The following is an 11,847-nucleotide window of genomic DNA, read 5'->3' on the forward strand; positions in this document are numbered from 1 at the left end:
CATCAACCAGCGGCTCAGAACACGGCCACACCGTTCTGCGTCAGCTTCCAGTCCACCGAAGCGAACTCCGCCTGATCAATGACACCCTTCGCCTTCACCCACGCGATCATCGTGTTACGGATCTCCTCGGAACTCGACCACACCTGCTGGGCGGTGGCGACCCCCGGGAAATTGCCGCCCCCATTGGCCCGGTAGTTGTTCACCGCCAGCACGAACTGCGCCTTGTCGTCCAGCGGCTTGCCCTGGAACATCACGTTCGCGATCCGCGACCCCGCCGGCTTCGCGATGTCGACCTCGTACGAGACACCGCTCACCACGTCGTAGTTGTAGTCCGGCGTGCTGTTCGCGTTGGTGATCGCCGCGGGATCGACCTTGCCCGTCGTCTGCACGTAGTAGTTCGCCGAGAACTCCAGATACGCCCGCACCTGAGCCCCCGTCAGAAGCCGCGCCTCCAGCGTGTTCTCGTACACATACAGGCCCGCGACATCCTTGATCGTCACCTTGCCCGCCGGAATCACCGCGGAACGCGAGAAACACGCCGCCTGCGAAAGCACCGGCAGCGACGCGTACTGCGACGACGCGAGCGCCGTCTTCACCGTCTCCGCCTGAATGTGATTGATCAGATCGATGATCGGGACATCCTTGTACGGAGCCTCCACCGACCGCATCTCCGCACCATTGGTGCCCACCACCTGGTTCACGTACGCCACGACCTTGTCGTGCTCCGCCTTCACCAGCTTCGCCACCACCGGGTCCTCAGCCACCATGTTCGCGTTGCGCACATCCGCCGTCACCGACGTCACGTGCCAGCGCCCCCGCGAAAACTCCAGCGCGAAGTCGAAGACACTCAGCCGCATGCCCCACATGTACGGCTCCGACAGCACCACGGACTTCCCGGTCTCCTTGTTCACCACCGTCCGCGACGCCACCTCCTTGTGCGTGTGCCCCACCAAAATCGCGTCGATCCCCGGCACCTGCTCCGCCACCAACGACGAAGCGTTCTCCGGATACGGCAACGCGTCCCCATAGGACGTACTGCCATCGAGACCCGAGTGATCCGTACAGATCACCACGTCACAACCCAGCGCCCGCAACTTCGGCACATAGATCTTCGCCTGCTCCACCAGACCCGGGAACGTCATCTGGCCCTGCACATTGGCCTTGTCCCAGATCGCGATGCCCGGATTCGTCAGACCCAGGATCCCGACCTTCACATCAGGACCGTGCGGCACCTTCAGGCAGCGCACCGTGTACGGAGGGAAAGCGGGCTTCAGCGTCTTCGCGTGCAACGCGTTCGCACCCAGCAGCGGGAAGTCCAACTGCTCCTGGAACGCCCGCAGCGTCGGAATGCCGTAGTTGAACTCGTGGTTGCCCAGCGCCGCCGCGTCGTACCGCATGTGGTTCATGGCCAGCGCCATCGGATGCTCCGGACCACGCTTGCCGTTCGACCCCGTGATCGGCTCCACCCGCGCGTAGTAGTACGCCAGCTGGGTGCCCTGGATGATGTCACCGGCGTCGATCAGCAGCGTGTTGCGGTGGCCCTTCTCCTTGCGGACCTGCTCCACCAGCGTCGAGATCTTCGCCAGGCCGACGTCGTTGTGGCCCGCGTCGTCGTACTCCTTGTCGGTGAAGTAGTCCCAGTTGAACACGTGGCCGTGCAGATCCGTCGTGCCCATCACGGTGAACGCGTACCGCTTCGGCTCGTGCCCGTGCCCATGGGCCAGATCCTGGTCCTGGGTCTTCGCCTCGGCGGGCAGCGCGGTGCCCGTGGCGACGGCGACACCGGCTCCGGCGGCGGCCGTACGGCCCAGGAACGTCCTGCGGTTCAGCGGCATGGTCTCTCCCTGAAGTGGTGTGACGCGCGTAGAAGTTGGCGCAGAGACCGCGACGCGCGTAGACCCCCGGATTCTGACGCAGAACCAACCACCCGCAACACCCCCCGCAGGTTTCGATCTGATGACCGGACCCTGACAGAACCGCAAGCGCCAGATGCCACAGTGAGCCCATGACCACCACCCAGCCCTACGGAACCCCCGAAGCCCCCCGCCTCGCCGTCCACGGCGAAGCCCACCTCGACGTCGACCCCGAACTCGCCCGCATCACCATCACCATCACCGCCCGAGGCACCAACCGCCGCACCACCCTCGACGACCTCACCCACCGCAACACCCACATCATCACCCTCGTCAAAAGCTACGGCGACGCCGTCGAAAAACTCGAAACCAGCGCCTTCTCCCTCAGCCCCGAACTCACCAAACACGGCCGCGGCGAACGCGTGAAGACCTACCGCGGCACCGCCTGCACCAGCGCCGAACTCACCGACTTCACCGCCCTCGGCGAACTCACCACCCGCCTCGCCGACCTCGACCTCACCCGCGTCGACGGCCCCTGGTGGTCCCTGCGCCCCAACTCACCCGCCCACAGCGAAGTACGCCGCCGAGCCGTCCACCAAGCCGTCGCACGCGCCCGCGAATACGCCGACGCCCTCGGCACCACCCTCGCCGCCCTCGTCGAACTCTCCGACCCCGGCGCCGAGAACACCGCCCCCGCCTACGGCCGGCCCGCCGCAGCCGGCATGGCCTTCCGATCCGCCGCCCCCGGCAGCGCCGAACCCACAGCCCCCGCCCTCGACCTCGAACCCCAACGCCAATCCGTCCACGCCCGCGTCAACGCCCGCTTCATCATGACCCCACCCACCCTCTAGCCCCCGCCACGCCGCCACAGTGAAGGCCGCAGTGAAGGCCGTGGTGAAACCGCGCGCCGGGCACCCCGGAATGCTCATCGGAGCGCCCCCGCGCACAATTCAACACTTGTCAATAACCCTTCACGCAAAGGTTGTTGAGTCGTCATGCCGGACCAATTCTCTACCCACCGGTAAGCCCTAGGCTCGAACCATGCGCCGAGCCAAAATCGTCTGCACCCTAGGGCCCGCCACCGACACATACGACCAGATCAAGGCACTGGTCGAAGCCGGAATGGACGTAGCCCGCTTCAACCTCAGCCACGGCACCTACGCCGAGCACGAGGAGCGCTACCAACGCGTCCGCAAAGCCTCCGACGAAACCGGCCGCAGCATCGGCATCCTCGCCGACCTTCAAGGCCCGAAGATCCGCCTCGGACGCTTCCGCGAAGGCCCCGTACTCCTTGAACGCGGCGACGAGTTCACCATCACCGTCGAAGACGGCACCCAAGGCGACCGCCACCTCTGCGGCACCACCTACCCCGGCCTCGCCGCCGACGTCACCACCGGCGAACGCATCCTCGTGGACGACGGAAGGGTCGCCCTCCAAGTCACCAACATCGACGGCCCACGCATCCACACCCTCGTCGTCGAAGGCGGCCTGGTCTCCGACCACAAAGGCCTCAACCTCCCCGGCGTCGCCGTCTCCGTACCCGCCCTCTCCGACAAGGACCAGGACGACCTCCGCTGGGCACTGCGCACCGGAGCCGACATCATCGCCCTCTCCTTCGTCCGCAGCGGCCGCGACATCCAAGACGTCCACCGCATCATGGACGAAGAAGGCCGCCGCCTCCCCGTCATCGCCAAGATCGAAAAGCCGCAAGCCGTCGACAACATCCAAGACATCGTCGCCGCCTTCGACGGCATCATGATCGCCCGCGGAGACCTCGGCGTCGAAATGCCCCTCGAACAGGTCCCCATCGTCCAGAAGCGAGCCATCAAACTCGCCAAACGAAACGCCAAACCCGTCATCGTCGCGACCCAAATGCTCGACTCGATGATCGACAACTCCCGCCCCACCAGGGCCGAAGCGAGCGACGTCGCCAACGCCGTCATCGACGGCACCGACGCCGTCATGCTCTCCGGCGAAACCAGCGTCGGCAAATACCCCGTCGAAACGGTGAAGACGATGAGCCGCATCGTCGAAGCGGCGGAAGAGGACGTCCTGGCCAAGGGCCTGCCCCCACTGACCGAACGCAACAAACCCCGCACCCAAGGCGGCGCCGTGGCCCGCGCGGCAGCCGAAATGGGCGACTTCCTCGGCGCGAAATTCCTCGTCGCCTTCACCCAGTCCGGCGACACGGTGAAGCGCTTGTCCAGGTACCGCTCCCCGATCCCGCTCCTTGCCTTCACCCCGGTGCCGGCCACCCGCTCCCAGCTCAACCTGACGTGGGGCGTCGAGACGTTCCTCGGCCCGCACGTCGAATCCACCGACGAGATGGTGGCCCAGGTCGATGAAATGCTGCTGAAGGTCGGCCGCTGCCAGAAGGGCGACGTGGTCGTCATCACCGCGGGCTCCCCGCCGGGCGTCCCCGGCTCGACCAACCTGGTCCGCGTCCACCACATCGGCGAGGACGACAGCCCCAAGTAACCCTGGGGACTGGCCCCTTGTCCCTGTGCGCAGGGGGCCCCTCAGTATTTGGGACCGATGTGCTGGTCCATCAAGGCGACTGAGTCCCGCTTTGCGATGGAAGTGTTCTGGGCATTCGAGGGCTTCCATTCGACGCCGACCGCGTCGAGGGCGCTCGTGAAGAGACGGATGATGTCCGCCGACCTGTTGGTGAAGAAGTAGCGCGGATACTCGTACCGCTTGCGCTCGCCGCCGACCAGGCGAGTGGTCCAGTTCGTGATCCGGCAGCCGTCCGAGTGCACAAGGCCGCGGATGAACTCCCAAGGGTGCGCGTTGACGATGTCCCGCTGCCAGGGTTCGAGTGCTATGGACCGGTCGTGCTTTCGCCCTGGCCCGTGTTGCGGGAAGAGACATGGCCAGTGCCGACCGTAGCTGGTCACCATGACGCATCCCTGCTTCTGCAGGACGTACACCTGATCTTCCGGGCGGACAGCCTTGATCGCGCTTCGGCACGCCTCGATGAGGCCGGGCCAGGCGTCGGCGCATGCGATGCGCAGGTAGTGGCCGACGCCGCGCGGGTGCGCACTGATGCAGCCGTCGCCGAGGTAGAGCCCGAGCAGATACGCGTACGCGGCGGTGTCCTCCGGTGCGCCCGGCACGGGGCGGCATCTCGGGCATGGAGTGATGAGCAGGCGGGGCAGCGGCTCGATCCGGGTCTGCCAGGCGCGTATCGCTGCGCGGGATATCCCGGTCTGCTTGCTGACGGAGTTCAGGCTGCGGCCGCTCGCGACCAGGGCGACGGCGTGTTTGCGGGTGTCGATGCCGTACATGAGTACGAGCGTCATGGAATGAACGCCGCGGAGTGGCCGGAACGATATGCATTCACGCGGGCGAGTGAAGATCACAATTTGCGAGCTGACCTTCGAAGTGAAGGAAAAGTGCCCCAGGTGGGATTCGAACCCACACTGTCCGCTGTTTGAGAGCGGCCTCTCTGACCAGTTGGAGTACTGGGGCCTTAGAAAGCAAGGCGCCTGGTCACCCTGCGTGCACCCACCATACCGCAGCTAGGTACGCTCTTGGGAAGCAGTACTTGCCTTAAAACGAGGAGCCCCCGTGACCGCCCCCGAGTCGCCCCAGCCCATCGCAGACGACGACGATGCGACGCACGTCCCGCCGCTGACGACCCGCGTCGTCATCGCCGAGGACGAGGCCCTCATCCGCCTCGACCTCAAAGAGATGCTCGAAGAAGAGGGCTACGCGGTCGTGGGTGAGGCCGGTGACGGGCAGCGGGCCGTTGAGCTCGCCCGGGAGCACCGGCCCGATCTGGTGATCCTCGATGTGAAGATGCCGGTGCTCGATGGGATCTCCGCCGCGGAGTTGATCGCGAAGGAGTCGATCGCTCCGGTGTTGATGCTGACGGCGTTCAGTCAGCGGGATCTGGTGGAGCGCGCGCGGGATGCGGGTGCGATGGCGTACCTGGTGAAGCCGTTCTCGAAGAGCGATGTGGTGCCGGCGATCGAGATGGCGGTGTCGCGGTTCACGGAGTTGAAGGCGCTGGAGCAGGAGGTCGCTGACCTTTCGCAGCGTTTGGAGACGCGGAAGCTGGTGGATCGGGCGAAGTCGATTCTTCAGACGCAGTACGGGTTGTCGGAGCCGGCGGCGTTCCGGTGGATTCAGAAGACGTCGATGGATCGGCGGATGTCGATGCAGCAGGTTGCCGAGGCGGTTATTGAGGACGCTGAGGAGAAGAAGGCGGCGGCGAAGGGGGAGTAGTTCCCGGGTTCGTATGGGAGTGGCCCGCATCCGGGTTTTGGATGCGGGCCACTTTTGTGTTGTTCCGGGGTTCAGTCTTCGCCGAGGTAGGCCTTGCGGACGGATTCGTCGTGGAGGAGGTCCTGTCCGGTTCCGGAGAGGACGATTTTGCCGATTTCCATGACGTGTCCGTGGTCGGCGAGGGAGAGCGCGGCTTGGGCGTTCTGTTCGACGAGCAGGATGGTGGTGCCTTGGGCTTTGAGTTCGCTGATGGTGGCCATGATTTTCTGCATCATGATGGGAGACAGGCCCATGGAGGGCTCGTCGAGCATCAGGAGCTTTGGCTGGGACATCAGTGCGCGGCCCATGGCGAGCATTTGTTGTTCGCCGCCGGAGAGGGTGCCTGCGGCTTGTTTGCGGCGTTCTCCGAGGATGGGGAAGAGGTCGTAGGCGCGTTGGATGTCTTTTTCGATGCCTGTTTTGTCGTCGCGGAGGTAGGCACCAAGGCGGAGGTTGTCCTCGATGGTCATGCGGGGGAAGATGTGGCGGCCTTCGGGGGAGTGGGCCATTCCGAGTGCGACGATTTTGTGTGCGGGTACGTTTTTGAGGGGCTTGCCGTCGAATTTGATTTGTCCGGCGAGGGGTTCGAGGAGGCCGGAGAGGGTGCGCAGGGTGGTGGTTTTTCCGGCGCCGTTGGTGCCGATGAGGGTGACGACTTGTCCTGCTTCGACGCTGAAGGAGATGCCTTTGACGGCTTCGATTTTGCCGTAGGCGACCCGGAGGTCCTCGACTTCGAGGAGTGCGGTCACGGGGTGTCTCCTTCGGTGCTGGTGGTGCTTTGTGCCGTTTCGGCGGCTTCGACTTCGGCTATTTCCTCGTCTCCGGGGGCGCCTTCGAAGGGGGTGCCGAGGTAGGCGGCGATGACGCGTTCGTCGGCTTGGACGGTTTCGGCGGTGCCTTCGACGAGTTTTTCGCCTTGGACGAGGACGGAGACGCGGTCGCAGAGGTTCATGATGAACCGCATGTCGTGCTCGATGACGAGTACGGCGATGCCTTGGTCGCGGATGGCGAAGATGAGTTCTTCGGCGGCGCGGGTTTCTTGGGGGTTCATGCCGGCGGTGGGCTCGTCGAGGAGGAGGAGTCCGGGTTCGCTGGCGAGGGCTCGGGCTATTTCGAGCTTGCGTTGTTCGCCGTAGGGGAGGTTGCGGGAGAGGTGGTCGGCTTTTGCGGCGAGGCCGGTGAACTCCAGGAGTTCCATGGCTCGTTCGCGGGATGCGTTTTCTGCTTTTTTGAATCCGGGAAGGCGCAGGAGTGCGGACCAGAGGCCTTCTTTGGTGCGGGTGTGGCGGCCGACGAGGACGTTTTCCAGGACGGTCATGTTGGGGAAGAGCCGGATGTTCTGGAAGGTTCGGGCGACGCCGGCTTTGGTGACGAGGTGGGGCTTGGGGGGCAGGACGGTGTCCTTGTACGTCACTTTGCCTTCGGTGGGGACGTACAGGCCGGTGAGGCAGTTGAAGAAGGTGGTTTTGCCTGCGCCGTTGGGTCCGATGAGGCCGACGATTTCGCCGCTGTTGACGGTGAGGTCGACGCCTCGTACGGCGGTGAGTCCGCCGAAGCGCATGGTGACGCCGCTGGCGTGGAGGACGGTGTTGGGTGTGGTGGTCATGCTGGTCACGCCCCCGCCTTGGTGACGCCGACGGGTGTGTCGGTGAGGCTTTGTTGTTCTGGGATGTCGAGTTGGCCGGTCTCGTGGAATTCGAGCTTTTTCCTGCGGTCGGCGACGATGCCTTCGGGGCGCAGGCGCATGAGGACGATGAGGGCGACTCCGAAGAGGAGGAGCTGGTAGTCCTGCATGAATTGGAGTTTGGCTGGGATGAGGTAGAGGAGGGCTGCGCCGATGAGGGGTCCGCTCATGGTTCCCATGCCGCCGAGGATGACGGCGGCGAGGAGGAAGGCGGAGTTGGGTGGTACGGAGCCGGCGAATTGGTATTGCTCGGGGGTGACGGTGCTGGTGAGGTGGCCTTGTACGGTGCCGGCGAGTCCGGCGAGGGTGGCGCCGAGTGCGAAGGCGATGAGTTTGACGCGGAAGCCGTTGATGCCCATGGCGGTGGCGGCGGTTTCGTCTTCGCGGATGGCGACCCAGGCGCGGCCGATGCGGGAGTCGGCGCTGCGTCGGAAGACGGTGACGACGATGAGGGTGATGACGAGCATCAGCAGGTAGTAGTTGCCGGGTTTGCCGAGGGTGAAGCCGGCGACGTTGTGGCTGATGCCGAGGTCGTATCCGAAGATGGTGATGTCGGGGATGGCGGGGATGCCTCGGGAGCCGTTGGTGACGTTGGGTCCGCTGTTCCCGTTGAGGTTGTTCATGGTGATGCGGAAGATCTCGCCGAAGCCGAGGGTGACGATGGCGAGGTAGTCGCCGCGTAGCCGCAGGGTGGGGGCGCCGATGAGGACGCCGAAGACGAGGGATGCGCCGGCGCCGACGAGGATGGCTGCCCAGAACGGGAAGTGGACGCCGAGGCTGGATTGGCTGGCGCCGGAGACGAGGGCTGCGGCGTAGGCGCCGACGCCGAGGAAGGCGACGTAGCCGAGGTCGAGGAGGCCGGCGAGGCCGACGACGACGTTGAGGCCCAGGGCGACGGTGGCGAAGATCAGGATGTTGGCGCCGATGAGGGAGTATTCGTCGCTGGACTGCGTGAAGGGGAAGCAGATGGCGGCGACGAAGGCGGCGCTGAGGGTGACGGTGCGGTGTTGTGCGGTGAGTGCGGAGAGGCGGGCGAGGAGGCCTGCTTGGGTTACTGCGGCGAACGTGAACACGGCGGTGATGAGGAAGCCGATGAACAGTTCGGTGTATGCGGTGTCGATGCCGTAGGCGAAGACGTAGAGGCCGATGGCGAAGGCGGCGACGATGATGAGGATGCCGGCCCAGTCGGGGATGGGTTGGGCGCGGCGGGGGGTGGGGGCGGCGAGGGTGTGGCGGATGCGCTGCCAGAGGTTGTCGTTTGTGGTGTCGGTGCTGGGGGTGTCGGCGGGCAGGGCGAAGGCGCCGATGGTGGCGGCGAGTGCGCCGATGCCGGAGACGTAGGCGCCGGGTTCGAGGTTGACGAGGCCGCCGAGTTCGCTGGAGATCGCGCCGAGGGTGTAGCCGGTGGTGCCGAGGGTGGCGATGGCGAGGAGGCGGAGGGGGGCGTTGGTGGCTGCGGGGGTGAGCCAGCGCAGTCCCTTGGTGCCGTATGCGGAGAGGGCGAAGAGGATGGTGAGGGCGGCGGTGGTGAGGGTGAGGAGTTGGAGGCCGCCGGGGTAGCCGGTGACGGTGAGGTCGCCGGGGAAGGCGCTGGTCCAGGTCCAGGCCATGAAGGTGCCGATGAGGGCGAGGGCTGCGCCTGCGGTGGTGGTGTGGCGGGCGAGCGTGGCCGGCAGCGGGATGAGGGGCTTGGCGCTGTCGGGGTGTGTGGTGGTGTGGGTGTTGGTCATGGTGTTCACGCCCTGTCCGCGACGCGTTCGCCGAGCAGGCCTTGGGGTCGGACGAGGAGGACGACGATGAGGAGGACGAAGGCCCATACGTCCTTCCAGGCGCCGCCGCCGAAGAGTTCCATGCTGGGGATGTTGCCGATGTAGCCGACGGCGAGGGATTCGGCGAGGCCGAGGACGATGCCGCCGAGCATGGCGCCGTAGATGTTGCCGATGCCGCCGAGTACGGCTGCGGTGAAGGCTTTGAGGCCCATGATGAAGCCCATGCGGAAGCCGACTTGGCCGTTGTGGAGGCCGTAGCCGACGGCGGCGATGGCTGCGAACGCGGCGCCGATGGCGAAGGCCATGACGATGATGCGGTCGGTGTTGATGCCCATGAGTTTTGCGGTGTCGGGGTCTTGGGCGGTGGCTTGCATGCCGCGGCCGGTGCGGGTTTTGGTGACGTAGAACCCGAGGGCGATCATGCAGAGGGGGGCGGCGATGAGGATGAAGAGGTCGCCGCGTTGGATGTTGGCGCCGAGGATGTGGAAGGGGGCTCCGTCGAACTGGGGGAAGGAGCGGTCCTTCTTGGCGTCGGGGTACCACTTCCATACGGCCTGTTGGAGGGCGAGGGAGAGGCCGATGGCGGTGATGAGTGGGGCGAGGCGGGGTGCGTTGCGCAGGGGCCGGTAGGCGAAGCGCTCGGCTGCGGTGGCGACGAGGACGGAGATGATGACTCCGCCGATGATCATGAGGGGGATGGCGGCGAGGAGTGAGAAGCCGGCCGGGAGGGCGATGAAGACGGTGAGAGCCCCGAAGCCCCCGACCATGAATATCTCGCCGTGGGCGAAGTTGATGAGCTGGACAATGCCGTAGACCATCGTGTAGCCGATCGCGATCAGACCGTACATCGCGCCGAGGATGAGTCCATTGGCCAGCTGTTGCGGCAGTTCGTGCACCGCGGGGCCTCCGTGTAGTGATCGGATATGGCACCGCGCGGGAGCGCTGGTGGCGCTCCCGCGCGGTCCGTTCAGTTCAGTGCGTGTGGCGGGATCGCCGGGTTACGGCTTGTAGGCCTCGCTGAGTTCGGGCTTCCAGGCGCCGCTGGTGACCTTGTAGGCGGTCATCATGGTGTTGGTGGTGTCGCCGTATTCGTCGAAGGAGACGGGGCCGGTGACGCCGTCGAACTTGACCTTGCCGACGGCGTCGAGGACCTTGGCGCGCAGGTCGCTGCTGGGGACCTTGCCGTTGTTGGCGGCGACGACTGCCTTGACGGCTTCGATGATGGCCCAGGCGGCGTCGTAGGTGCCGCCGCCGTAGGCCTCGTAGGCGTCCTTGTATCCGGCGGCCTTGTAGTTCGCGATGAAGGTCTTGGCGGAGTCGAGCTGCTCGACGGGCTTGCCGACGGAGGTGGCGAGGTCGCCTTCGGCCTTCTTGTTGAGCTTGATGAAGTCGGCGCTGTAGATGCCGTCGCCGCCCATGAGCGGGATGTTGGTGCCGCTGTCCTTGAGCTGCTGGGACAGGGGGCCGGCCGCGGGGTATTCGCCGCCGTAGTAGAGGGCCTTGGCGCCGGTGGTCTTGACCTTGGCGACGATGGCGTTGAAGTCGCGGTCGTCGGGGTTGATGTGGTCGGATCCGACGATCTTGCCGCCGAGCTTGGTGAAGGTGTCCTTGAAGGAGGCGGCGAGGCCGGCGCCGTAGGTCTTCTGGTCGTCGATGAGGTAGACCGAGTCGATCTTGGCGTTGTTGAACAGGTACTTGGCGGCGAAGGCGCCCTGGACCTGGTCGGTGGTGGCGGTGCGGAAGAAGGTCTTGTAGGGACGCTTCTTGGTGCCGGTCTTCCAGCCGTCGCCCTGGGTCAGTTCGGTGCCCGTGTTGGCGGGGGAGATCTGGGTGAGGCCGGCGTCGCTGAGCGGCTTCTGCATGGACTGCGAGACGCTGGAGTTCAGGGGGCCGACGATGCCGACGACGGTGTTGTCGCCGATGAACTTGGTGGCGTTCTGCTGGCCGACGGACGGCTGGGCCTGGTCGTCGAGCGGCTGGGTCTTGAACTCGACGCCGGGGACGAGGTTCTGCTTGTTGGCCGTCTGTGCGGCGAGGTCGGCGGAGTTCTTGATTCCGAGGCCGAGGGCGGACAGGTCACCTGTGAGGGGTGCGTCTACACCGATGACGACGGTCTGCTTCGAGCCGCTGCTGGTGTCGCCGCCTTTGTCGCGCGACCCACAGGCGGTGAGGGTGAGTGCGCCTGTGGTGAGCACTGTGGTGAGTATGAGCAAGGAACGGTGTCGCACGATGGGTCCTTTCCCTGGCGCGGCCTCCTCGTGAGTGAGGTGCC

10 protein-coding genes and 1 tRNA gene are annotated in these 11,847 nt (G+C 65.6%); 3 read left to right on the top strand and 8 right to left on the bottom strand.

Annotation, left to right across the window (positions count from 1 at the left end):
• Nucleotides 1-14 precede the first annotated feature (14 nt).
• The gene (locus OG522_RS27790) at nt 15-1,835 is read right to left on the bottom strand and encodes a bifunctional metallophosphatase/5'-nucleotidase (RefSeq protein WP_329465743.1); all 1,821 of its coding nucleotides are present in this window, start codon (nt 1,833-1,835) and stop codon (nt 15-17) included.
• A 170-nt stretch (nt 1,836-2,005) separates the two neighbouring features.
• On the opposite strand from OG522_RS27790, the gene OG522_RS27795 reads away from it, so the two are divergent.
• Both OG522_RS27795 and pyk read left to right on the top strand, forming a co-directional pair.
• The gene (locus OG522_RS27795) at nt 2,006-2,704 is read left to right on the top strand and encodes an SIMPL domain-containing protein (protein WP_329465744.1); all 699 of its coding nucleotides are present in this window, start codon (nt 2,006-2,008) and stop codon (nt 2,702-2,704) included.
• 190 nt (nt 2,705-2,894) lie between these two features.
• The gene (gene pyk, locus OG522_RS27800; protein ID WP_329465745.1) at nt 2,895-4,331 is read left to right on the top strand and encodes a pyruvate kinase; all 1,437 of its coding nucleotides are present in this window, start codon (nt 2,895-2,897) and stop codon (nt 4,329-4,331) included.
• 41 nt (nt 4,332-4,372) lie between these two features.
• On the opposite strand, the gene OG522_RS27805 is transcribed toward pyk, so the two are convergent.
• Both OG522_RS27805 and OG522_RS27810 read right to left on the bottom strand, forming a co-directional pair.
• Nucleotides 4,373-5,140 (bottom strand): transcriptional regulator, encoded by a 768-nt coding sequence (locus tag OG522_RS27805; RefSeq protein WP_329467761.1) that lies wholly within the window; start codon nt 5,138-5,140, stop codon nt 4,373-4,375.
• Nucleotides 5,141-5,249: 109 nt separating this feature from the next.
• Nucleotides 5,250-5,324: transfer RNA gene (locus OG522_RS27810), tRNA-Leu, on the bottom strand.
• Between the two features lie 99 nt (nt 5,325-5,423).
• Between OG522_RS27810 and OG522_RS27815 the strand changes: the two genes are divergently transcribed.
• Nucleotides 5,424-6,083: an ANTAR domain-containing response regulator gene (locus OG522_RS27815; RefSeq protein WP_329465746.1), complete on the top strand. Its 660-nt coding sequence runs from the start codon at nt 5,424-5,426 to the stop codon at nt 6,081-6,083.
• A 71-nt stretch (nt 6,084-6,154) separates the two neighbouring features.
• Here OG522_RS27815 and OG522_RS27820 read toward each other — a convergent pair whose 3' ends face one another.
• From OG522_RS27820 to OG522_RS27840, 5 genes are all read right to left on the bottom strand, one after another.
• Complete coding sequence (locus OG522_RS27820) at nt 6,155-6,871, bottom strand: ABC transporter ATP-binding protein (protein ID WP_329465747.1); 717 nt, start codon at nt 6,869-6,871, stop codon at nt 6,155-6,157.
• Entirely contained in the window at nt 6,868-7,737 is an 870-nt protein-coding gene (locus tag OG522_RS27825) for an ABC transporter ATP-binding protein (protein WP_329465748.1), read from the bottom strand. The genes OG522_RS27820 and OG522_RS27825 overlap by 4 nt, the downstream gene beginning before the upstream one ends.
• Nucleotides 7,734-9,536 carry a branched-chain amino acid ABC transporter permease gene (locus tag OG522_RS27830; protein WP_329465749.1) on the bottom strand — a complete coding sequence of 601 codons (1,803 nt, stop codon included), beginning with the start codon at nt 9,534-9,536 and terminating at the stop codon, nt 7,734-7,736. Before OG522_RS27830 ends, OG522_RS27825 begins: the two co-directional genes overlap by 4 nt.
• A gap of 5 nt (nt 9,537-9,541) precedes the next feature.
• Nucleotides 9,542-10,471, bottom strand: coding sequence for a branched-chain amino acid ABC transporter permease (locus tag OG522_RS27835; RefSeq protein ID WP_329465750.1), 930 nt, complete (start codon nt 10,469-10,471; stop codon nt 9,542-9,544).
• Nucleotides 10,472-10,573: 102 nt separating this feature from the next.
• Entirely contained in the window at nt 10,574-11,788 is a 1,215-nt protein-coding gene (locus OG522_RS27840) for a branched-chain amino acid ABC transporter substrate-binding protein (protein WP_329467762.1), read from the bottom strand.
• Nucleotides 11,789-11,847 lie beyond the last annotated feature (59 nt).

Origin of the sequence: Streptomyces sp. NBC_01431 (assembly GCF_036231355.1) — a bacterium.
Lineage (GTDB): Bacteria > Actinomycetota > Actinomycetes > Streptomycetales > Streptomycetaceae > Streptomyces.

Excerpts from the sequence above, each read along its gene's own strand:
- pyk (WP_329465745.1), top strand. The coding sequence starts at position 2,895 with ATGCGCCGAGCCAAAATCGTCTGCACCCTAGGGCCCGCCACCGACACA.
- OG522_RS27790 (WP_329465743.1), bottom strand. The coding sequence starts at position 1,835 with ATGCCGCTGAACCGCAGGACGTTCCTGGGCCGTACGGCCGCCGCCGGA.
- OG522_RS27795 (WP_329465744.1), top strand. The coding sequence starts at position 2,006 with ATGACCACCACCCAGCCCTACGGAACCCCCGAAGCCCCCCGCCTCGCC.
- OG522_RS27830 (WP_329465749.1), bottom strand. The coding sequence starts at position 9,536 with ATGACCAACACCCACACCACCACACACCCCGACAGCGCCAAGCCCCTC.
- OG522_RS27805 (WP_329467761.1), bottom strand. The coding sequence starts at position 5,140 with ATGTACGGCATCGACACCCGCAAACACGCCGTCGCCCTGGTCGCGAGC.